The following is a 24678-nucleotide window of genomic DNA, read 5'->3' on the forward strand; positions in this document are numbered from 1 at the left end:
GGGTGTACTTATATCCAACATTATGAAAACTGATATAAAATTGTTTTTTAGCTTTCTGGCATTGAATCTTTTAATGGTTTCTTGCCAGACCAAAAGTGAAGAAAAAAATCTATTGGATGATAAGCCTAGACGATTGGAATTACTGTTTTTGGGCCATGATAAGGATAATCATAATTCCAGGGCCTATATGCCTATTTTAGCTTCGGCATTGGCCAAAGATGCAATCAACATTACGTATACGGAAGATGTAAGCGATATTAATACTCAAAACTTGAGTCTTTATGATGGTCTAATTATCTATGCCAATCATGAACAGATTACTGCCGGTCAAGAAGAGGCCTTGTTAGATTTTGTTGAACAAGGCAAAGGATTTATACCCATTCATTCGGCAAGTTTTTGTTTTAAAAATTCAGAGGAATATATAGATTTGGTAGGTGCGCAGTTCGCTACACACGAGACGGGAACATTTACGGCAACCGTTAGAGATTCTACCCATCCAGCTATTAAAAATACTGAGGAATTTGAAACTTGGGATGAAACTTATGTTCATGATAAAATAGCCAAAGACATTACCGTTTTAATGGAGCGTGTAGAAGGCAACCAACGTGAACCGTATACCTGGGTAAAGGAATATGGAGAAGGAAAGGTTTTTTATACGGCCCTTGGCCATGATGAACGCACTTGGGAGAATCCTAAATTCCATAAGCTTTTAAAGGAAGGAATTCTTTGGGCGGTAAGTAATCGGGCCAAACAGAATTGGGCTGCATTTGTAAAAGAAATGCCGGAATTGAAATATGAGGAAAGAGATAATATTCCCAATTATGAGAAACGAGACCCTCCACTAAAATACCAACTGCCGCTCGCGCCTGAAGAATCTGCAAAACTTATTCAAGTTTCGCCAGGTTTTGAACTTCAGTTGTTTGCTTCTGAGCCTGATATTGTAAATCCTATAGCGGCCAATTGGGATGAGAAAGGAAGGCTTTGGGTCATTGAAACTGTAGATTACCCAAACACTGTTCGTGATGATAAAGGAGAAGGAGATGATCGAATAAAAATACTGGAAGATACCAATGGTGATGGTCGTGCGGATAAGGTTATCGTTTTTGCGGATAAGCTGAATATACCCACTAGTTTTACTTTTTATAATGGCGGAATAATAGTTTCCCAAGCGCCCCATTTTTTGTTTTTAAAAGATGCTGATGGCGATGATAAAGCCGATATAAGGGAAATTATAATTGATGGATGGGGCACTTTTGATACGCATGCAGGCCCTTCTAACCTTCAAAACGGAATTGATAATAAGATATATGGAGTGGTAGGTTATTCAGGGTTTAAGGGTTCAATATATGGTGAGGAACATCAGTTTTCTCAGGGAATGTATCGCTTTGCACCTAAAAAGAAAACATTTGAGTTTTTAACAAGGACCAGTAATAATACCTGGGGGTTGGGTATTACCGAGGACAACGCTCTTTTTGCTTCTACAGCAAACAATACGCATAGTGTGTATTTAGGTATTCCGGATAAAAACTTAAAAGGCGTAGAAGGTATTCCGCTAAATGGAAGCGTTAAAATAGATGGTCATTATGATATACGGCCCATAACTAAAAACATTAGACAGGTAGATGTCTTTGGAGGGTTCACCGCTGCTGCAGGACATCACTTTTATACAGCACGGGATTTTCCAAAAGCGTTTTTTAATAAGATTGCGTTTGTCTGCGAACCTACTGGTGGTCTGGTCCACATGGCAAGAATACATGAAAAAGGGGCCGGCTACGAAGAAACCGATGGTGGAAACCTTTTGGCCAGTTCAGATGAATGGGTATCTCCTATAGAAGCAAAGGTTGGTCCGGACGGAGCCGTATGGGTTTTGGACTGGTACAATTTTATTATTCAGCATAACCCAACACCTAATGAAGAAAGAGGCGGTTACGATGCGGTAAACGGAAAAGGAAATGCGTATGAAAATCCACTTAGGGATAAGTCCAGAGGCCGTATTTATAGGGTCGTTTCAAAAAATAGCAAGAGCAAACAAAAAATGACTTTGGATAAGGGCAAACCGGAAGAACTGGTAAGGGCCCTTTCCCATAGCAATATGTTCTGGCGAATGACCGCACAACGCTTATTGGTAGAACGTGCAGACCGTGATGTGGTAAAATCCCTTGTTAATCTGGTTTCCAAAACAGAAGTAGATGAGCTAGGAATGAATCCAGCGGCTTTGCATGCCCTTTGGACTTTGGAAGGGTTAGGTACTTTGGAATCCAACCCTGAAACATATAATGTAATTATGGATGCTCTTGGGCACCCCGCTCCATCAGTACGAAGGGCGGCTATACAAATAGCGCCTAAATCTGTCCGTACAGATAAGGCTATTTTGAAAGAAGACCTTTTGAATGATGAAGACCCCAAAGTTCGTTTGGCGGCATTGCTCTATTTTTCCGAAAGACCAAGCTCCAAGGAAATTGGCAGTATGTTGTATGAAATGAGTAGTGCCCAAGAAATCGTAGATGATATTTGGCTTTCAAAAGCACTCTACGCTGCTGCCAGTGTGCACCCTAAAGGGTTTATGCAACATATAGAAATGGTTAAACCGGTGATGGATGCTAATATTGAACAACTAAATCGATTTGATGTAAAGTATGATGATTCTAATTGGGAAACTATGGAGCTTCCGCAATTTATAGAAGACGCTGGACTTGAAATAGATGGTATCGTATGGTTCAGTAAACAATTTAGTATTTCCAAGAATGTATCAAACCTTTCGGGAACCATTTCTCTAGGCCCAATAGACGATTCTGATGTGGTATATATAAACGGACTTAAAGTTGGGGCTACCGAACAGAGCTATGATAAGGACCGTGTATATAAAGTACCCAAAGGCATCTTAAAAAAAGGTGTGAACCGCGTATCCATTCGTGTAGAAGATACCGGAGGTGGCGGTGGAATTTATGGCGATGAAAATAAAATGTTTTTGCAATACAGAAACAACAAAATATCGCTCTCCGGAGAATGGAGGTACGAAGTTGAAAAGAACTTGCTCAAAAGTACAGATGAGGTGTTTGCAAATTCCAGTATAGCCCAAGTTTTTGCAGAAGCCTATCGTGATAAGATTGATGATGTAGAAAATAATTCTTCAGAAAACGGGAAGCGATTGGTGGTACGGATGCGCACGGTCAAGAATGAAATGAAATATGACCTGTCGGAATTTATAGTGCCGGCCGGAGAATCCGTAGAACTAGTATTGGAAAACATAGATTTTATGCAGCATAACTTGGTAATCGTAAAACAGGGGGCGATGGAGAAAGTAGGATTGGCTTCGGACAAACTTGCTGCAGACCCTGACGGAGCCAAACAGAATTATGTGCCTAAAATGGACGAAGTGCTTTTTGCCACAACGTTGGTTGACCCGGAACAGACGGTCACCTTAAAATTTACCGCTCCAAGCGAACCTGGTGAATATCCCTTTATATGCACATTTCCGGGGCATTGGCGCATTATGAAAGGCATTATGAAGGTAGTCCCTAACTTATAATTTCTTAAAAATAAATACGTGAACAATAGCATAGAATTTGGGGTAAGTACTTGGTTGTGGCAATCGCCTTTTACTTCGGAATCAATAACCCTCTTTCCTAAAATAAAAGAAATGGGTTTTGATGTAGTGGAGATACCTGTTGAGATTCCTTCTAAAATAGATGGAAAACTGGTGAAAAAAGCGTTGGATGATAATGGACTTAAGGCAACGGTCTGCGGTGCATTTGGACCTACAAAAGATTTAACATCAGATGATGTTGCTTTACATGAGAATTGTTTCACGTACGTAACTGATTGCTTTGAGCTTTGTAACTTATTGGAAACGGAGTTTTTGGCAGGACCAATGTATTCGGCGGTGGGTAAGGCACGTATGGTCTCCCAAGAACAACGTAAAATAGAGTGGGATAGGGCAGTAAACAATTTGCAACGTGTCTGTGAAATGGCTAAAGCAAATGGGTTGTCCGTAGCCTTAGAACCTTTAAATAGGTTTGAATCCGATTTGATAAATACGTCAAAGGATGTAATGCGATTAATAAATGATATTAATCAGCCAAATGCTAAGGTTTTGTTAGACGGATTTCATATGACCATAGAAGAACAGAATATTAGAGAAGCCATACAATTAGTTGGGGATAAATTGATACATGTTCAGGTATCGGAAAATCACCGGGGTATTCCTGGAACGGGACTCACCCCATGGTTGGATTTTAAGAAAGGATTGGAAGATATTGATTACAAAGGGTCTATGGTCATAGAAAGTTTTACGCCAGAAATAGAGGAACTTGCCGGAGCGGTCTGTATATGGAAAACTCTTGCTGATAGTCAGGACCAATTTGCCTCTGAGGGTATTCAATTTTTAAAGAAAACATTTGCATAAAATAACATCAGTATGAGTACACAAAAAATAAACATAGCCCTTATTGGACTTGGTTTTGGAGCCGAATTCATTCCTATCTATCAAAAACACCCCAATGCCAATCTTGTTGCTTTATGCCAACGAAATGAAGCAAAACTCAACCAGTTGGCAGATACATTTCACATCAAAAAAAGGTATACTTCTTATGAAGAACTTTTGAGCGATTCGGAGATTGATGCGGTTCATATCAACACACCCATTCCTGACCATGGCAGGCAATCTATCTTGGCCCTAAAAGCAGGGAAACATGTAGCCTGTACCGTACCCATGGCCACTACAATTGAGGAATGTGAGGAAATTGTTCGCCTGACAGAAGAAAGTGGTCTTACCTATATGATGATGGAAACCGTAGTGTACGCCCGAGAGTTCTTGTATATGAAAGAGCTTTATGAAAATGGCGATTTAGGTAAGGTACAGTTCCTAAAGGCTAGCCATCAACAAGATATGGACGGTTGGCCCAATTATTGGCCCGGTTTACCTCCAATGCACTATGCAACACATTGCGTAGGTCCTGTTTTGGCACTCACAAGGGGTGAGGCCGAATATGTTTCCTGTTTTGGCTCTGGTACAATCAGAGAAGAATTAATACCACATTACAACTCGCCGTTTGCGGTAGAAACAACCCATATAAAGTTCAGGAATTCAGACTTGAGCGCTCAGGTGTACCGTTCCCTTTTTGATGTGGCCAGACAATACAGAGAGAGTTTTGAAGTGTACGGCTCAAAAAAATCCGTAGAGTGGCCGCTTATCGAAGGAAAACCTTTGGTGGTTCATACCGCTAAAAAACCGGAGCCCGAAATTCCCGAAGAAATTCAAAGTCCGGATTTTGCAAAGTTGTTACCAAAGGAAATTCAGCATTTTACTACGCAAGGTGTTTATGATTCTGAAGAACATCAGCATCTTAGCTTTACCCAGGGTGCGGGCCATGGAGGTTCACATCCGCATTTGGTACATGAGTTCATAAATGCGTTGACCGAATGGAAGTCGCCTTACCCCAATGCAAGACAATCGGCCAATATTACTTGTGTAGGCATACTGGCCCATGAGTCCGCCTTAAAAGGAGGCGAGCTTATGAAACTGCCTAATTTTACATTTGAAGAGTAAACACCAACAACCAATTTGTTTTTTAGTTGAGACCGCCCCCATCTGTACGGTCTCAACTTTTTTGTTTGTCTGAGATTCTAAGTTTAAGACCATGTGTTTAAATAAGATTATTAGATTTATGTAAATTGGTGTTTATGTATTTCGGATAAGAATTTTAAAAAAATGGACAGAAGTGTCTTATAAATATGATCTTTGTAAATAGATTATTTTGGGATTATGGCTACTACGGTTAAAGACAAGTTAAAAGAACGGATAAAAGAACTGACATGCCTCTATGAGGTAACTTCTATCATTGGTAATACGGACTTTGACCAACTGGAAACTTCGCTGGAGGCTATTGTTTATTGTCTGAAAAATGCATGGCAGTTTGATGAGGTAAGCGAAGTTCATTTAAGTCTGGGGGATTACCTTATTGAAACGGAGGGCTATAGGGATACTATGACCTTGATGCATTCTGATATAAAAGTTTTTAATAAGGTTAGCGGATATATAAATGTAGGATATCCGGAGGACCGGTATTTTTATGCGGATTTTTTAGAGGAAGAAAAAGACCTGCTCAATAACGTGGCCATTGCCATAGGAAACTTGTTGGAAAGAAAGCAAATACGAGATAGTGAGGCTGAAGTAAAACGCCAAATGGAACGAACCGACAGACTTCATATTCTAGGCGAGATAACTGCGGGAATTGCCCATGAACTTAATACTCCTTTGGCCAATATTTTGGGCTTTACAGAGCTTCTGAAGGATAGGGTAAAGGATGCAGGTGCGTTGCGGGATCTAGATAAAATTGTGGAGAACACTATATTTAGTAGGGAAATAGTAAAAAAATTAATGTTTTTTGCTTGTGAGATGCCAAGGGAAATGCAACCGTTAGAGCTAAACCCCATTATAGAGAGCACCCTAAAATTGTTGACACCCTCCTTGCGTTCAAAGAATATTAAACTAGTAAAGAAGTTTGGGTCGGATGATATTCGTTTGCGTGCAGATAAGATTCAAATAACCCAAGTTTTGTTCAATTTGGTGATGAATGCTATATATTACTCTCCGGTAAAAGGTACGGTAGAGGTTTCCATTGTTGAAAAAGGAAAGAAAATACGAATTTCCATTTCAGATGAGGGAGAAGGTATAGACCCAAAAATCGATGATAAAATTTTCGAACCTTTTTTCACTACCAAGCCATTGGGTGAAGGTTCTGGGCTTGGCCTCAGTGTAGTTCACGGAATTATTAGCAGTCATAAAGGTACTATTGAACATAAGCCCAACACCCCAAAAGGAACAATTTTTATTCTGGATTTCCCTAAATTGTAATAATGCTTAGAAAAGAGAACATTTTATTGGTAGACGATGACATCAATATCTTAGAGCTGCTGCAGCGTCATCTTCAGTCTATGGATTATCATACCTATAAGGCGGTTTCGGTAAAGGAGGCGCTCTATGTTCTTAAGGATACATTTATTGATCTGTTGATAACGGATATTCAAATGCCTGAGGTAGATGGGTTACAATTATTGAAATTTACGGATGAGCACTATCCGGAAATCCCAAAGCTGGTTATTACGGGTTACCCTTCCGTAGATGGAGCTTTAGAGGTCATTAAATCCGGAGCTACGGATTATTTGACCAAACCCTTTACCAAGGAAGAACTTAGACAGGCGGTAGACAAGGCTTTTGAACATGGTAAAAGTCGCAAACCGGTGAAACCTAAAACATCCCTTGCCAATAAAACTATACATAATGAAATGATAGGCGAATCAGAGGCCTTTCATAAAATTACGGATGTCATAGAGAGGGTAAAGGACAATAAGGCCACTGTACTGGTAAAAGGAGAGAGCGGTACGGGTAAAGAGTTGGTGGCACGGGCCATTCATTATTCCGGGAAATTTAACAAGGCCCCATTTGTGGCGGTCAATTGTGGAGCTATTCCGGAAAATTTACTCGAGGCAGAGCTTTTTGGTTATGTAAAAGGTGCTTTTACGGGTGCCAATGATAACCGTACCGGTTTTTTTCAGGCTGCAGAAGGAGGTACTCTTTTCTTGGATGAAATTGGTACTGCGCCACTTACGGTCCAGACCAAACTGTTACGGGCTTTACAGGAACGGGAAATTACAAAAGTGGGTTCTAGAAAAAGTGAGAAAGTAGATATCCGGATAATAGCGGCTACCAATGCCGATCTACAGATAGACATAAAAGAAAATAGATTTAGAGAAGATCTTTATTACAGGCTTACCGTGGTAGAGATAGAAGTGCCACCTCTAAGAAATAGAAAAAGTGATATTCCCTTGCTCGTAGATAAATTTTTGTTCAAGTATGGGGTAGAGTACAAAGACCGACTATTGAAAATTTCTCCAGACGTTCTAGAGGTTCTAAAGCGGTATCACTGGCCCGGTAATATTAGGGAGTTGGAAAATATTATCCAGCGTGCGGTAATCATGTGCGATGGAACTATTACTCTTAAAGACCTTCCCGAAGGATTAAAATATCAAATAGATTTCCCGGATGATGAGCTTAAACCCTTGCGAGAAATGGAAAAGGAATACGTACAGCGTGTGCTCCTACATACTCAAGGAAACAAGACCAAAGCGGCAGAAATTCTTCAAATAGACCGCAAGACCTTACGTGAAAAATTAAAGTAATTAGCCGGGGTAAATTTATCCAATCGGGGAATTATTACCCACTTTCTTAATTCGAAATCAATTTGTGTAAAATTTTAATACACTGATTTACAGGTGTTTTTGTTTTTTTTTGAAATTATTTTCTTCTGATAGGCATGTGTTTTGCATTTAGATGAAACCATCAGTTATAGATGGTATAATTGAAAAGTAAAACAGATGAAATACGGTAGCCTGGTATTGGAAAAGAACGATTGTACGGTATTGAAAAAATACCTCAATTCCAATCTGTACCTGGTTGACTATACGCATCAAGATGCTTTGGAAACTTTGGATATAAATTTAAAAACGGCTTTAGTTTTTGATACTGCAGATATGCCACAGGATGTGGTTAGGCTCAACTCCATGGTTTCCGTGTCAAGCGTATCTAACATAGAATATACTTTTCAATTGGTACCTCATAAGTATGAGGATATTCCAAATCAAAAAATATCGGTCACGAGCACTATGGGTGCTTTGGTCGTTGGACGATCTGTGGGCGATATTATAACCTACGGTCCGCCTGCCGATAGAATTTCCCTAACAATAACTAGGGTAGAAGAGATGCGGGCCAAAAGTGTAGAAGTATAAATAATGTTTAACTTAAATATATATATGATGATGAAGAAATTTGCATTTGCGTTATTGTTTTCGGCAAGTTTGTTACATGCCCAAGATGAGGTTAAAATACAAACTTCGGATGTTCAAATTGGAGATGTCCTTGAAATAGGAACTCCAGAAACTAGAGCCTATAAACATATAGATTTCCCAAGGGCCAATTTTATTATAAAAAGAGGAGGCTTGGCAAATTACAAAGCTTTAAAAGGAGATAGGGTAGTAGTTACTTCTGTAGAAAGTAATAAAGACGGTTCTACTAAAATAAAAATTAAGCGTAAGGATGGTGGTCGTTTCTTTGGAAGCCACACCGTTGTTTCGGCAGATATAAGCAATGCACTGGCAACCGGTGAATTGGTCATGAATTAGTTTGATAGTTGGTTATCTATATCTACCCGATTGTCCGCACCTGAGTGTTTTTGTTGAATTTTCAGGAATATCGGGTAGATTTTATACTTAAAATTTTCAATCAAATTATAAGATGAATGGGTATAACAGAAGTATTTGCAGTACATGTAGTTACCTGAGTAAATGTTTTATTACTACGAATAAGAATTCTATAAGTTCTTGCAGTGAATATGTTCATCTTTTTGATGAAAAGCCAATTAGGAAAACCCGATTAACACGGAGAAAACCGCTTTCAAAACAAATAATTAGAAAAAGAAGGACCACTAAGGTCTTGTTTTAAGTATAAATCTATGATTGTAAAAACTCCTGAGCAGAAAAAAGCTATAAAGCAAGGTATGCTCTCAAATGTCATGCGGCAGTTTGATAATGCTGCGGGCATCATTGGTTTAAACGATAATATCAGAAAGATATTAGAAGTAACCAATAACGAACTTGTAGTTCATTTTCCTGTAAGAATGGATAACGGTGAGGTTGAAATATTTACGGGCTATAGAGTACAACACAATAACTCTTTAGGTCCATACAAAGGTGGTCTGCGTTATCACCCAACCGTAGATATAGATGCCGCACGGGCTTTGGCCATGTGGATGACCTGGAAGACTTCTCTGGCCGGTCTGCCTTATGGTGGAGCCAAGGGTGGTATACAGCTAGACCCTACCAAATATTCCAATGAAGAACTACAGCGTATAACCCGAAGGTTTACCTATGCATTGGGCGATAATATTGGCCCGGAGTTGGATATTCCCGCTCCAGATGTGAATACCAATCCGCAAACCATGGCTTGGATATTAGATACTTATATGTCTACCAAATCTCCTGCAGAAAGGTCCACCAATCTGCATGTAGTTACTGGTAAGCCTATAGGTGCCGGAGGTTCTCAAGGTCGTGATAGGGCAACGGGTTACGGTGTTTTTCTCAATATTAAGTTTTGGGCAGAGAACAAAAAGATAGATTTAAAGGATAAACGTTTTATTGTTCAAGGCTTTGGTAACGTTGGCTATTGGGCAGCATATTTTCTTGAGAAAGAAGGAGCCTCAATGGTTGCCGTACAGGATGCATACGGAAGCATAGTAAATGAGGATGGCATTTCCGTAGAGGACCTGTTAGCTTATACTCAGGCAAACAATGGCAGTGTTACGGGTTTTGCCAGTGCTGAGAAATTGGAAAATGCGGATTTCTTTGGTCTGGATTGCGACATATGTATTCCAGCTGCATTGGGTAACGTAATTACTGCGGCCAATGCCCCCAAAATAAAGGCATATCTAATTGCTGAAGGTGCAAACGGACCTACCGATGTTGAAGCTGAAGAAATTCTGCTGAAAAAAGGAGTTACCATTTTACCGGATATTCTTTGTAATTCCGGTGGGGTAATAGGAAGTTATTTTGAATGGCTGCAAAACCGAAACGGTGAAATCTGGCAATTGGAAGAAGTTCTCGAAAAACTGGAGAAAAAATTAAAAGAGTCTTTCACCAAAGTGATAGAAACTTCTGCCAAGAGAAAGGTTGATATGCGTACGGCGGCATTTATCATAGCAATAGAAAGACTTGAAGAAACTTATGTGCAAAGAGGAATTTTTCCATAAAAAAAGTTGAAATGAAATACGGCGGCTTGGTTATAGAAAAGAAAGAATATGTGCTGTTGAAAAGGTTCATGAACCTTTCGGGCTACTATAAGGATAAAACTTTACGTAGATCTGTAGAGAAACTGGTAGGTGAACTAGAATCGGCTCAAATACATGATGAGGCAGAAATGCCGGAAGATGTTATCCGGTTTAACACTACTATTACCATTGTTTCTGAAAATGGATGGCGTAAAAAGTTTAAACTGGTCATACCCACGGAAAGTGATGTGAACAGTAATAGAATTTCCATTTTGACCCCTATGGGCGCGGCCGTAATAGGTTATGCTCAAGGCGATACCCTAATTTGGGATTTTCCCGCAGGCGAGCAGCGCATGCTAATTGAGCGCGTAGAGCAAGAGCATAAGTACATTAATATAGACAGTATATAATTTTATAGATAGCTAATTCGGTCCTCTCCTTCTGGCAATGTAAATTCACGGCAATTTTTTTACTTTTTAAAAGTCCAGAAGGGGGGGACAAGCTATCTAAACTTTAAGCAGACAGGTTGTGGTAAATCTACAGTATGGCCTGTAAAGGATAAAAGCCCAGTGTTGGCATCCCTTTTAAATACCGTAATGTTATCTGTTTTTCTATTGGCTACAAGTAGAAAATTATTATCCGGTGATAAAGTAAAGTTTCTTGGCCAATCTCCCTGAACGGATTCCGTTCCCAACAAATTCATCATGCCATTATCCGATACGGAAAAAATAGCTATACTATTATGGCCTCTATTACTGGCGTACAAGAATTTACCATCATTGCTTAGGTGAATATCGGCACACGCATTAAATCCATCAAAATCTTCGGGCAGTGTACTTTTCTTATCAATTTTCTTGAATGTTCCCGTTTTGGGGTCAACATCGGCAGAGACAACGGAACTATACAATTCGTTTATAATGAAAACCCTGTTTTTTGTAGGGTGAAAGATGAGGTGACGCGGGCCGTCTCCTGGGTCTAATTGCAGGGCTATATGTTCTCTTTCCAGTGTGTTATTACTAATGGGGTAGGCCAATATTTTATCTATTCCTAAATCTACGGCATAAAGAAAATTTCCATCCTTGCTAAACTTCACACAATGTGCGTGAGGTGATTTTTGATTTTTGTGGGGCCCGTTGCCCTCATGTTGGCGAGGAGTAGGCTCACCAATTATTTTTCCATCTTGATCCACGCTGTACATTACTATACCTCCAGAGCCATAATTGGCAGCGGCAAGCAAGTCTTCATTAGGACTTAGTTCAATGTAACAGGCGCCATCGCCTTCGCTGGAAAAGTTAGAGACTTTGCTCAATTCAGTACCCTTGTCGTTCCATTCAAATGCAGATACACTTCCCGGTTTTGTTCCGTTTGAAGAATATACTCTTTTATCATCTTTTGAAAGGTATAAATAACCAGAGTTGTCCTCTTTTACCAAATGCTCTGAGTTTGTCAATTCCCCAGTCACCGTATTAAATTCTAATTGATAGATGCCTTGCTCGTCTTCACTTGCGTGAGTACCTACCAATAGCTTCAGATTGTTTTTTTCAACCTCTTGCCCAACCTCTTTCATCGTAGTTTTTTTAGGTTCGTTCTTGCATGATACCAATGTGGTTACGAGGATAAAAAATACGATATAATTAGAAAAATGTTTCATGTTAAAATTTAGGTTGGTTTACTGCTTTACTTCTAATTTTAATTTCTTTTCAAAACCTAAGAAACCGTAAGATAGCTCTAAAAATTTTACTTGTGTGTTTTTTGGTATTTTGAATGTAGAAGTGAATTTCCCGGTATTTACATCGGTTTCCGTAAGCTGAATTTTTTCAACTTTCTCACCTTTTTTCAAGAGTACCCAACCTTTATCTATGGCATTTCTATCAATATTTAAGGCGGCATTTAGTTGTATGGTAATGGTCTGGCCAGGTTCTACAGATGAGATTTCCTTATTAAAATTACCATCAAAAACTTTAAGTTTATGGCTGCCTAATGTTGAAAAGGTTAGAGTGGCTTGCCAACCCCTGTTAGAAATTCCCCAGCCCTCGGTTGCATAGGCATTCTTACCAAATACCCGTCCTTCGTTTTTTCCCTCAATGGCCTCAACTTTTTCTGCAATAGGAAATTGACTATCCAGAGGAGAACCATCCAATGTACCTCTAACTTTGCCTAATTCACCATAACCATGTGGGTGGGACTGTGGCCAACCTTTTTCAACTCCATCCCAATACCCGTCAATTTTTACACGCGCATCGCTTTTATTGCTCAGATGTGTTCCTACCGGGTTTACTCCAAAAACAAAATCGGTTTGGGCCCAACCCAATGCTCGTAATTCAGGGTCTTTCAATAGATGGGCTATAGCGAACATAGAACCTCCTAGGGCAGGTGCGCCACCTAATTCCTTGGTTTTAGGATGTGCCCATTCCGTTTCGCTATGTTTGCGGTATTTCCAGAAATTATTGCTTTTTTGTTTCATGTGTAGGGCCCAAGCTTCCAATTTTTCCAGGGTACCGTCAGGGGCTTTGTCAGGGGCTAGTAATAAAAAGAAAGACAATGCCTGTGGAGTAATATGTTCGGCATTTCTAATCCACCACATATGGCGAGGATTGTTAAAATCCCAGTTCCTTATAATATCAGAAGCACCGGATTGTGCATATTTTAGGAACTTTTCAGGAGAACCGTTCTTTTCATGTCTTTCGGTCTCGTACATGAACAGATTACGAAAGACCGACTGCCCGTAGGCATTGCCCATTTCATTAAACTCCTGAAAACCTTCATCTACCCATTTGGTGCTATACGTCCAAAAACGCACAACCTTGTGCCGGTCATAGGCTTCCCAATTGTCCAAACAGGCTTTTCTGTATTTTTGATAGGTATCTTCTGCTAGATACGGTTTTAAAAAGGAATGGTAGGCCGCACAAACCGCTGCCAATTGGTCTAAAGTATTCCAATAGTCATAGGTCATTCTCGGTTGCCCTTGGTAACCCAAAGTACCGTGTCGGGTTTTTACGGGGCCGTTATAGTCCACGTATTTATAGGCAAATTCGGCATGCCAAAGAATAAGGTCTATAAGATCCGCCACTTTCTTGTTACCTAATTCCGTTTTCCAATTATCAAAAAGGGCGGGATTACTGGCGTATTGTAATATTTCAAAGATAGTTTCTAGTCCATATGCTCCACCATCCCGGGTTGGACCACCACCGTATACGGCAGCCATATCATATGTTTCCAAATTGGAAAACCCTCTGGCGTCTACAAAAAAATCGTATGCTAGTTTTGAAGAAGCCGTTTCCATAAGATGATCGGCCACTAAAAAAGGAACTGAACTGCCGTAACCATCAACTTTAATCACATATTCTACATTTGAGCCTGTAGGATTAAATCCTGAAAACCACCCTTCATTATTCAGCATTTCGCCTTCAAAAACAACTTTGGATGTAGCAGTGTTAATTAATTGAAACGGAGTGCCATTTTCAGCGCCATAGCAAACAAAACGTTTGGACTCCCCTAAATTATAACCCAATTGGTTGACATAAGGTTCATACTTTTTTAAATCAGAGGTCGTTTCTTGTGCGGTACAATAGGTAGAGGCACATAATAAGGCAGCTAACAGTATTCTTTTCATCAGTCTTTTATTACTTGTATTAGGAATTTTTACTCGTTTACTGCGTATTGAACTCTTAATTGGGCAAGCTCTTTTTTCATTTCCGAAATTTGCTTTGCCATAGTAGATGAGTTGAATATGTTATTCATTTCCGAAGGGTCTTTTTCCAAATCATAAAATTCCCATTCTTCCCCATTGGGAACATCTTCTCCATAAAAACGAATGAGTTTGTAACGTTTGTTGGCAATCCCTTCGTGACGGCGTACGGCATGTGCTCCGGGATACTCATAATAGTGGTAGTACATAGATTTACGCCAGTCCTTAGGTGCTTTCCCTTTTAAAAGAGGAACGACACTTTTGCCCTGCATATCATCTGGAATAGGTGCATCGGCCAAATCAAGAAAGGTTTCAGCAAAATCAATGTTCTGCACTAAATCGGTATTTACGCTTCCCGGTTTAACGGTACCTGGCCACTTTACAATAAGTGGTGTTCGGAACGATTCTTCATACATAAAACGCTTATCGAACCAACCATGCTCTCCCATATAAAAACCTTGGTCCGAGGAGTATATGACAATAGTATTTTTATCCAACCCTTGCTCTTTAAGCGATTGCATTATCTGTCCTACACTCTCATCAACAGACCAGATACAGCGCAGATAATCTTTCATGTAGGTCTGGTATTTCCATTTAACAAGGGCTTCACCTTTTAAATTATCTTGGGCAAACTTTGCAAAACGCTCCTTATACCTTGGGTCGTTCGCGTAGCGATCACCTTCGGCCTTTAAATCAATATGGGTGTTCATGCTTGTGGCAATATCCATTTCTTGTTTGTGGGCAGCTGTAGTGCGTGTGGCATAATCATCAAAAAAATTGTCCGGCTCGGGAATTTCTACATCTTCATATTTGCTCATATAGCGCTCTGCTGGGTCCCAGTTACGGTGTGGGGCCTTATGGTGAACCATCATCATAAACGGTTTGTCCTGATCACGTTCGTTTTCCAACCAGTTTAGGGCACGGTCCGTAATTACATCGGTTACATATTGACCCTTGTAGTTGGTATCACCTTCTTCGGTAATAAAGTCAGGATTGTAATACTTTCCTTGTCCGGGTAGTACCTCCCAATAATCAAAACCTTGCATTTTTCCGGGAAGGTGAATTTTTCCGATCATAGCAGTTTGGTAACCATTGGTGCGCAGTATTTTTTGAAACTGCTGTTGGTCATGGTCAAAAATGGTGTTCTTGGTATTGTCCAATTTCTTATGAAGATGGCTCATTTTCCCTGTTAATAAGGTGGCTCTACTTGGAGCACAAATTGAGTTTTCAACATAGGCTTTGTCAAACCGCATCCCTTCTGCCGCCAATTTATCAATATTTGGGGTAGGATTTAGGCTTTGTAACCTACCACCGTAGGCCCCAATAGTTTGGTAGGAGTGATCATCGGAAAAAATCCAAACAATGTTAGGCTTCTTTTCTTGGGCAATGGAGAGTAATGGTAGCAGGTATGCCGCTAGCCAAATAAGTTTGTTAAGTTTCATATAGTTGTGATTTTATTTGTTCTAAAAAATGATGGGTGAATGTTTCTACAATTTGCCGATTTCCCTGTTTTCGGTTCCGTATTCAATAGCTACGTTTAGATCACCCAATTCTTTACGGGCTTTTTCTACAATGAGCATAAGTTCCTTTACTTTTTCTGGGTGATAGGCTATTACGTTATATCTTTCCCCTGGATCGCGCATCATATTGTAGAGTTCGGGCTGATCTACTACGGTTTTTATTCTTTTTCCGCCGTGGCCATCATTACCACTTTCGGTATTATAGCTACTGTAGGTGTGGGGCAATACCAGTTTCCAATTGCCTTTCCGAACTCCGTTCAAGTTGTTCTTTCCGTGATAGTATAATATGGTGTTACGAGGTGTTTCTGAAAATTGTCCTTTCCAAAGCGATGAGATATCTACGCCATCTATTTTATGGCTGGATAATTTTCCGTTGGTAATCGCGGCGAAAGTAGGGAGCAAATCTACGGCACATGCCAATTTATGGGTCACCGTTCCTTCTGGGGTATTCCCTGGCCAGCGAATGATAAAAGGAACCCGTTGCCCACCTTCCCAGCTTGTGGTTTTTCCTTCTCTAAGCCCTCCAGAAGAACCTGCGTGATTTCCAAAATTTAACCAAGGCCCATTATCTGTAGTAAAAATAAAAATGGTGTTGTCTACAACGCCATTTCGTTTTAGGGCTTTGTCAATTTCTCCCACAGACCAGTCAATTTCCATCATAACATCACCATAAAGGCCTTGTACACTTTTCCCTCTAAATTTATCGGAAACCCCTAACGGAATATGCGCCATGGTGTGTGGTACATAAAGAAAAAAGGGTTCATTGGCATTTTTGTCTATAAAATCCACTGCTTTTTCCGTGTATAGGGTAGTTAGTTTATCCTGATCTTTAAGGCTTTCTACGTATGCAATAGTTTTGTTGCCTTCTATGATGGGAAGCTTTGGAAATTTGGCCCTGTTTTTTTCTTCGGTAAGGTGTTCTCCCGTTGCACTGTCATGTGGCCACATATCGTTGGAGTAGGGAAGGCCCACAAATTCATCAAAACCGTGTTGCAGCGGTAGAAATTCTTTTTGCCAACCCAAGTGCCATTTTCCAAAACAGGCGGTTTTGTAATCCTGTTCTTTGAACATTTCGGCAATGGTAAGCTCGTCTTTGTTCAAACCTATTTTATGATGTGGGAAAAGCGCACCGGAAAATCCTATTCTATTTGGGTAACATCCGGTCAAAATTCCAGCTCGTGAGGCACTACAGACGGGTTGTGCCGCGTAGTAATTTGTAAAACGTGTGCCTTTGGCGGCCAGTTGGTCTATATTAGGTGTTTCAAAACCGGTGGCTCCATATACACCCACATCTCCGTAACCTTCATCATCTATAAATACAAGAACAACGTTGGGGCGTTCTTTATTTTGATTTTGGGCGATGGATAAATTAAAAGAAAGTAAAGCGGCAAAAGCGAGAAAAATAAATTTGTTGTACATGTAAACGGTGGTTTGGTAGTTTGTGTTCTTTAAAAGAGACTATTCTAAAGGAATAAAGCGTCTAATGAAGCCCTGTTCTCTAAAATAGTCCCTTGCTAAATTTAAGATAATTATTACGTATTTACCACGGTTTAACAACTGTATGTTAGACTGTTATAATCAAGCGTTTTATCGTCCTTCGGGATTGAGATTTTTATGAGGTGCCTGAGCAAAATAAACTTCGGGTTTATGATATACCCCTGTTTTTTTATACAAGGGGTCATCTACATCAAGGCTTAGGTCACAGTCAAATCTTGCCATAATGGAATAGCCTTTCTTGGGTGTACTTCCGGCATTTGTAAAATGGCAAAGTCCCCAAGTAATACCTCTTCCGTTCCCAGAATCGGTAAAGGCATCCGCAGCAAAAGGAGCTGCGGCCGTTGGGGCGAAAGAAACTACGGAAGCAATTTCAAAATTAACGCCATCTTTGGCATATTGCATAGTATACCTTTCATTTCCATCTTTTATGGCCAATGTAGCTACGCCTTCCTTAAACGGAAAATAAGTGGTTTCGTGTCCGGAAGTCATTACGGGATTTAAAGGGTGTTTTTCAAATGGCCCTAAAGGGTCCTCGGCAATGGCTAGACCATGACCAACGGCATATTTATCACGAATGTCCGGCCACTTGTTGTATGCGGCTTTATAATACAGGTGAATTTTGCCATTATAGACTATAGGCTGAGGATCGTGTGTAGCATCTTGGTCCCATTCGCCTTTCTTTCCGAAAGGAACTACGGAATCCCCCCCATGTGTCCATGGCCCATCAGGTGAATCTGCATAAGATACGGATACCGGACACCAATCACCTCTTAGCCCGCTAGGTTCGTTAAAGGCTTGGTAGTAGAGGTAGTACTTTCCTTTCCAGACCAGAATATCCGGTGTAGCCACGGAACGCCATCCAGCTTTTGGTTTTTCGGGTCTTTTAATGGCTATCCCTTCTTCTTTCCAAGTGGTGCCGTCCGTACTGGTGGCATACCAAATGTCGCACAAATCCCAATCCGTAGAAGGAATTTCATCGGTGGCTTCGCTGGCTCTGTTCCAACCAATAGGTGGTGTTTTGGTATCTCTCTTGGTATAGTATAAATAATATTTCCCATCTACAAAAATAGGCCGTGAAGGGTCACGTCTAGAAACGGTTCCATCCCCATTGCTATAATCAAAACCTTTTAATTTTGTGTATTTGAATTGAGAGAATAGCTCATTGTCCTGAACGCGGGGAGCAGGATAATTGAACATCCGTTCCGCAGCTGCACTCAAGGGCATGTCCGGTTTTTCGGCAGGCATTTTATGAGGGAAAACTTTATGTTCCTTAGTTGCAGAATCTTCTGTTGGAGCCGAATTAGCCTCCGTTTTTTGGTCTGAACAAGCAATAAGCGAGGCTACCGCAAAAAGACTTAATGTGGATCGCTTTAAAAAAGGATGGACTTGCATAGATGTGATTTTATAGTTTAAATTGTGTTTGTTTTTAAATACCATTTTAATGGACCGTTTTCTCGATTTTCAGAGGAATCTGAATATTGAACGACTCTCTAACACCATTTGCATCAAGAGTGTCCGCAGCACATAACAGGGCTATAGGTTCCCCATTTTCCGTATATACCTGTGGGCGTTCCAAATGAACAAATTGTTGTGTTCTTCCGTTTTCCCATTCCACGATACGCTTGGATATATCAAAATTTTTGGCCTTTTCCCATTTAATACCATCTTTGGAGTCATAATGTACTAATGAGAAGTCACGTACTTTACCTACGTGTTTTATACGTTTTACAATAGCTCTGAATTTACCGTCCTGGTACCAGATATACGGGTCTTCGGCAGGAAAACGTTCGCCTTCAAAAGTAAAAACGGGATCTGGATATTTCTTGAAGGGTCCGGTTGGAGAATCGGCAATGGCTACCATATGAACAACAGGTCCACCTCCTGGAAGTGGGTCTTTTTTACCTACAGCTTTATAAACCATTAGGATTTTGCCATCGGGCATTTGACAGACCGATGGATTGGATGTCATTAATGCATCATGTGCATCCTCGTTGGGAGAAACATCTAAAACAGGCTTATCAAATCTTTTCCATGGTCCGTTGGGTGAATTCGCTACGGCAACACCTATACGTTGGTTGTTACGGTGCATCCAGTTAATCTTAGGTTTACCGGGAACACTAACAATTTTTTTGTCTCCGGTATTGCCCATATAATACAGGTAGAATTTTCCGTTAAATTCATGAACAGTTGGGTTATGGGTCGTAGAACCATCCCAAAATTCTGCACCACGGTCCGGTAGGGTAACGTCTTTGTGTTCAAAAGGTCCAAAGGGCGATTCTGATACTGCATGGGCAACTTCGGAATAGTTTACCCATTCCCAACCAATATTTTTTGGCCATCTGGAATAGAACATGTGGTAAAGACCGTCTTCGCCCTTTACCATAGAGCCACCCCAAATACTAAGGCTGTCATTGCGGAAAACAGATTTTTCAGCGACTTTTCCAAACTCAATTTTGTAGTCGGGTACTGCATTGCTGTTGGATGCTTCTTCTTGTGATGCACTGTTTTCTGCACCTGTTTTTTTCTCGGTTTTACATGAAACGAGTAAACATACGATTGCAAAGGCTGCAATTAAATTCGTTTTTTTCATACTGTTATAGCACTTTTGGTAGGCCAATCTTTTTACGGAAACTTGGCCAGTTGTTTGTTATGGTTTACTTTTTGTCAATATTTCTTAATGTGTATACATACCTTGGTTTGGACCATTCACTTTCTCCACTTTTGGTTTTTTTCATAATGCTCACAAAGTGTGGGTCATCACCTTCAAAATCAATTACTGTCATTCCTTTTGTTCGTGTGGCGTTTTTGAAAGGCAGGTAGCTGGATCTAGTTCCATACCTTACCACGTAGCTAGTGTCATCTGTCTTACCAGAGTAGCCAACTACAAGCTTGTTGCCAACTAAAAAAGCATCCCAAATTATGGGCGGAAGCTCTTTTCCACTGGGGCTTCCGGTTCGTGTTTCGGAAGGTTTACTTATGCCTTTTTCATTTGTGGCGATAAGCTGAAAGATGTATTCTTTTCCGTTTTCTAAATGCTTCACTTCTAGGAAATTGGTTGTGGTCTTTTCGGATTTTACCAGTTCACCATTGGTATTTTGATGGATGACATGATAAGTGTCCGCACCAAAAACAGGATTAAAATGAATGCGAACCGCTGCGTTCCCGGACTCTATTTGAGAAATTGAAGGCTGTTCAGGTACTGTAATGGCAACACTTTTATGAAACCGCTTATAACCGTTTGGCGAAATTAGGTTTATGTTTAAGCTGGATATGTCACTTAAGTACGGTTTCCAGTTAATGTTATTTTCCGTAGGACCTGCTCCCGGTTTTAATACTGGAATCTCTATACTGTTTTTGGCCAGTGTGTCACCTTTTGAATCATGAATGGACCATAATAAACTGTGGTTTTTTAAAGTATAGCTAGGGTAGTCGCCTGAGGTTTTAGGGGTAAGCGAAATCTTGGCATTTCCTTTTCTTACATCTACATCTGATACTTCAATTTGTTGAATAGGGCTATGTTCATTTTCTATTCGGTTATATAATTTACGCTTTTGGCGCCATGTATTTACAAGTCCCCAAACTCTATTTTCCTCTGTAGAGGTTGCTGCGTAGCCGCTTCGGTAGTCGTTGAATGTCCATAATGAAGCTCCAATTACAAAAGGATTCTTGCCTCGTAGACTGCTGTTCCATTCGGTTATTTCGGGAATGTCGCTATCCAAAGAAATAGTGGCCATAGGTTGTATTCCATATTCCGAAATGAAAATGGGCTTGTTGGGCCATTTGGACCGAAGGGTTTTAAATACTTCATCTGGTTTGCCCTGAAACGGGTAAAGATTGTGCATGATTATATCCACCAATGTATTGGGGTCGTTCTCGGGAGTTGCAGTATCGCGCCAGCCGCTATTACTCACGCAGGTAACCAAACGATAAGGGTCCAGCTCGTTTTTGACATAATCAATAGTCAATTTGGCATAATCAAAATGGTCTTTAAGTTCATTGCCAACACTCCACCCAATAATACTGGGGTGGTTTACATCACGGTCTATCATTTCTTTTAACCACTGCTTGGCCAAAGGGTAATGTGGGGGCGTAAACTCAGGATTGGTAAGCTCACGAACATTGACTTCCTCAAAAATCAGGATACCTTTTTCATCGCAACGCTCTATCAACTTTTCATTCTGGGTGCCATGCATGATTCGCATAAAGTTGGCACCTGCGTTCTTCATGAGGTCCACATCTTTATTTATCAAATACTGGGGTTCAGAAGACCCCCAATATCTATGGTCACTCACCCGGTTAAAACCAGCTAGACGCACCGGTTCTCCGTTTAAAATGAGTTGAGAGTCCGTTAGTTCTATTTTTCGGATACCAAATCGGTCTGTGCGCGTATCCAACACTTGCCCGTTTTCTGTGGCAATGGTTGTCATATGATACAGGTGTGGCGTATCAAAATGCCATAACCTAACATCGTTGGCGGGTAAAACTGTTGCCAATTGCACTTCTTTTGTACTGTTGGGCGGTAAGGTAATAGTGTATTGCAGGTCAGCCGGTTTTGATACTTTGTCTATAGTAGCCGTGAGTGCTATTGTTCTTTTTTGTGTCGATGAATTTTTAACACGGATTTTAAGCTTCAAATTGGCCGAACCTTTTTTTAGGTCAGGGTCTGCATGAATATATTGATAACTGATGCGCACATCGTTATTTTTTACAAGGTGAACATCACGGATAATTCCGCCCCAGTTCCAAGTAGCACCAACCAGTGAACTATTGTCCGCTTCTACGGCCAGTACATTCTGACCGTTAAAATTGAGTTTGTCGGTCACATCAAATTCAAATGGGGTAAAACCACCTTGATGACTGCCAACAAGTTCGCCGTTTAAAAAAACCTTGGCGATGTGATAAACGGCATCAAATTTAAGGCGCACTCTTTCCTTGGAGTTTTCTTTCCAGTTTTGGGGAAGGTTGAAAGTTTTTCGGTACCAAGCCTTTCCGGTATAATTAGAGAATTCGTTAAGCATGCCCCAATGTCCTGGGACATTTAGGTCTTTCCAGTTGGAATCATCAAAATCTGATTGAAAAATAGTTGCTTTTTCCGCAACCGAAGTTTCCATTTTCTCTGTGGATAAGGGTCTGAACATTACGGCATCCGCAGCTACGGTTTTGGCCGTAATAGCGGTAACTTCAACATAACTGTCTAAAGTCTTATCAAAACTAAAAACTCCCAAACTTAACCATTGGTCACAGCGGTTTCGTTGGTTAAAATAAGAAGCCGTAACCCCATTAGCATGGTTAACATTTACTTCTGCCGTTAAATGTGATGCAAACGGAAAGCGAACAAAAGCTTCGTAGAACCCTGATTCTTTTAGTTTGGGACGGTAGCGTACATAGTTCTCCTCGGATTCACCAGCTTTAAAGTCGCGTTGTAAATAATTGGCTCCAAAGAAACCGGAACCCCGTTCTCCTTCTGTTTTGGTCTGCCAATTGCCTTTTACAGTTACCCGTTCGGTATTGGTATTGTCTATTACAATATCTTCCGGTGTTTCGGAAATATCAATATAATTTGAGCCTTCGCCATAAACGGCATGGAACTTCCAGTCTCCGCTCAGTAAAAGCTGCCCCTCACCGGTAGGGGATTGAGCGGAACAAATTCCAAAGATCAAAAACAGAATATGAAACACCGAATATTTCAATTGCATAGATATGTAGCGGTTTAGTAATTGCTCTTTACAAATGGGTGTTTCTCTTTTGATTTTGGTTTGCGAAATACCCATGGTTTCCAGGCTTCATAGCGTTCTTTCCACTCCTCAAGTGTTCTAGTAGGGTATTTGGAGGAGAGACCGCCCTCTCTAAATTCTTGGGAAACACCTTCGTCTTTTATAGACCTTCTCCACACATAGAGTTCTTCCAACAGTTTATCCTTAATATCGCCATAATGCGGGTCGCTTGCAAGGTTATTTAGCTCAAATGGGTCCTTTTCAATATCAAAAAGCTCAATCTCAGGCTTGGTAGGAGCAAAAAACTTAGCTTGGTCTTCATTAAGTTTTCCTTCCATATTCATGATGTTCATTTCGGCCAGCATAGGGTACATATCTTCTTTGTACCCGCTGTATTGTAACCATGCTCGCTCCGGCATTAAATTATGGATTAACTTGTATTTTTTAGATCGGATGGTACGCATAGCATCATGGGTGCCGCCCATTCTCCCACGTGCCGCAAAAATGTACTTTCTATTTTTTGACTCCTCTTTAAAAAGACTTTTGCCTTGCAGTTCGTGTTTAGGTTTTGCCCCGGCTACATCTAGAATGGTTGCGGTAATATCAATTGTCTGAACCATATCTGTGTTTACCTGTGCAGGAGCAACTTTACCCGGCCATTTGATAATTAATGGCACCTGAAGTCCCGGGTCATATAGGAATTGCTTTCCACGAATGTGGCATCGGCCGTTATCTCCAATTAAGAAAATCAATGTGTTCTCGGCCAGACCTTCTTTTTCTAATCGCTTTAGGATATCTCCTATTTCCCGGTCGCATATTTGCATTTGTTCCAGACCATTGGCCCAATCACGTCTGGCAAATGGGGTATCCACATAATAGGGGGGGAGTACCACATTGGCCGGATCTATAGGGTTTTTTGGGTCACGATCCCATTTTCTATGAGTACCACCCAAGGTTATTTGTGCGAAAAAAGGTTGTCCTTCTTGGCGTTCCTTCCAATCCTTCCCCATAAAACCTAAATCGCCATTAAAATTGGCATCGGTTTTATTGTAAAGCATCAAAGCGGTAAAATATCCTGCTTCTTTCAGAAGTACGGGCATGGGCTCAATATCATATGGCAAAGGTTTTCTGTCTTCTTTTGCCGTTCTGTGCTGTTGGGCACCAATATAGTTTTGGTGATAGCCCGTGAGCATGGCCGAACGTGAAGTAGAACAAACGGGAGAAGTACAAAAAGCATTGGTGTAACGTATACCTTCTGAGGCAAGCTTGTCCGTGATTGGAGTTTCTATTCCCGGGGTGCCATAGCAGCCCAAGTCAAGACCCCAATCTTCCAACATGATCCAAACAATGTTGGGGCGGTCAGTAGTAGTACTCTGAGCTATGGAGTTGAACGGAATAAGAAGTACCGCTAAACAAAGGGTTTTAATGAGTTTCATATA

At 40.6% G+C, this 24678-nt stretch carries 17 protein-coding genes; 9 read left to right on the plus strand and 8 right to left on the minus strand.

The window, feature by feature from the left end; translation table 11 throughout:
• Positions 1-22 precede the first annotated feature (22 nt).
• The 9 genes from Q4597_RS10215 to Q4597_RS10255 all read left to right on the plus strand — a co-directional run bounded on the left by Q4597_RS10215 (position 23) and on the right by Q4597_RS10255 (position 11230).
• A complete protein-coding gene (locus tag Q4597_RS10215) occupies positions 23-3529 on the plus strand; it encodes a PVC-type heme-binding CxxCH protein (protein ID WP_303406129.1) in 3507 nt (1168 codons plus the stop codon).
• An 18-nt stretch (positions 3530-3547) separates the two neighbouring features.
• Positions 3548-4405, plus strand: a complete 858-nt coding sequence (locus tag Q4597_RS10220) for a sugar phosphate isomerase/epimerase (RefSeq protein WP_303406130.1) — start codon at positions 3548-3550, stop codon at positions 4403-4405.
• 12 nt (positions 4406-4417) lie between these two features.
• Entirely contained in the window at positions 4418-5548 is a 1131-nt protein-coding gene (locus Q4597_RS10225) for a Gfo/Idh/MocA family oxidoreductase (RefSeq protein WP_303406131.1), read from the plus strand.
• A 216-nt stretch (positions 5549-5764) separates the two neighbouring features.
• Positions 5765-6856 (plus strand): sensor histidine kinase, encoded by a 1092-nt coding sequence (locus Q4597_RS10230; RefSeq protein WP_215914130.1) that lies wholly within the window; start codon positions 5765-5767, stop codon positions 6854-6856.
• On the plus strand, positions 6856-8181 hold the full coding sequence (locus tag Q4597_RS10235) for a sigma-54 dependent transcriptional regulator (RefSeq protein ID WP_303406358.1): 1326 nt from the start codon (positions 6856-6858) through the stop codon (positions 8179-8181). Before Q4597_RS10230 ends, Q4597_RS10235 begins: the two co-directional genes overlap by 1 nt.
• A 195-nt stretch (positions 8182-8376) precedes the next feature.
• Positions 8377-8787, plus strand: a complete 411-nt coding sequence (locus tag Q4597_RS10240) for a GreA/GreB family elongation factor (RefSeq protein WP_215439679.1) — start codon at positions 8377-8379, stop codon at positions 8785-8787.
• A 24-nt stretch (positions 8788-8811) separates the two neighbouring features.
• Positions 8812-9180 (plus strand): hypothetical protein, encoded by a 369-nt coding sequence (locus Q4597_RS10245; RefSeq protein ID WP_246560540.1) that lies wholly within the window; start codon positions 8812-8814, stop codon positions 9178-9180.
• Between the two features lie 329 nt (positions 9181-9509).
• Entirely contained in the window at positions 9510-10802 is a 1293-nt protein-coding gene (locus Q4597_RS10250; RefSeq protein ID WP_303406132.1) for a Glu/Leu/Phe/Val dehydrogenase, read from the plus strand.
• Between the two features lie 11 nt (positions 10803-10813).
• Positions 10814-11230, plus strand: coding sequence for a GreA/GreB family elongation factor (locus Q4597_RS10255; RefSeq protein WP_215914132.1), 417 nt, complete (start codon positions 10814-10816; stop codon positions 11228-11230).
• A 92-nt stretch (positions 11231-11322) separates the two neighbouring features.
• On the opposite strand, the gene Q4597_RS10260 is transcribed toward Q4597_RS10255, so the two are convergent.
• The 8 genes from Q4597_RS10260 to Q4597_RS10295 form a co-directional block, all read right to left on the minus strand.
• Positions 11323-12471: a lactonase family protein gene (locus Q4597_RS10260; protein ID WP_303406133.1), complete on the minus strand. Its 1149-nt coding sequence runs from the start codon at positions 12469-12471 to the stop codon at positions 11323-11325.
• Positions 12472-12489: 18 nt separating this feature from the next.
• Positions 12490-14433 carry a cellulase N-terminal Ig-like domain-containing protein gene (locus tag Q4597_RS19795; protein ID WP_303406134.1) on the minus strand — a complete coding sequence of 648 codons (1944 nt, stop codon included), beginning with the start codon at positions 14431-14433 and terminating at the stop codon, positions 12490-12492.
• 29 nt (positions 14434-14462) lie between these two features.
• The gene (locus Q4597_RS10270) at positions 14463-15950 is read right to left on the minus strand and encodes a sulfatase (protein ID WP_303406135.1); all 1488 of its coding nucleotides are present in this window, start codon (positions 15948-15950) and stop codon (positions 14463-14465) included.
• Between the two features lie 45 nt (positions 15951-15995).
• Positions 15996-17447, minus strand: coding sequence for a sulfatase (locus tag Q4597_RS10275; RefSeq protein ID WP_303406136.1), 1452 nt, complete (start codon positions 17445-17447; stop codon positions 15996-15998).
• Between the two features lie 168 nt (positions 17448-17615).
• On the minus strand, positions 17616-18917 hold the full coding sequence (locus Q4597_RS10280; protein ID WP_289039877.1) for a glycoside hydrolase: 1302 nt from the start codon (positions 18915-18917) through the stop codon (positions 17616-17618).
• Between the two features lie 46 nt (positions 18918-18963).
• Positions 18964-20115 (minus strand): glycoside hydrolase family protein, encoded by a 1152-nt coding sequence (locus tag Q4597_RS10285; RefSeq protein WP_303406137.1) that lies wholly within the window; start codon positions 20113-20115, stop codon positions 18964-18966.
• A gap of 64 nt (positions 20116-20179) precedes the next feature.
• Complete coding sequence (locus Q4597_RS10290; RefSeq protein WP_303406138.1) at positions 20180-23221, minus strand: glycoside hydrolase family 2 TIM barrel-domain containing protein; 3042 nt, start codon at positions 23219-23221, stop codon at positions 20180-20182.
• Between the two features lie 14 nt (positions 23222-23235).
• Entirely contained in the window at positions 23236-24675 is a 1440-nt protein-coding gene (locus Q4597_RS10295; protein ID WP_303406139.1) for a sulfatase, read from the minus strand.
• Positions 24676-24678 lie beyond the last annotated feature (3 nt).

Source organism: Zobellia sp. 1_MG-2023 (assembly GCF_030549125.1).
GTDB classification, from domain to species: Bacteria; Bacteroidota; Bacteroidia; order Flavobacteriales; family Flavobacteriaceae; genus Zobellia; species Zobellia russellii.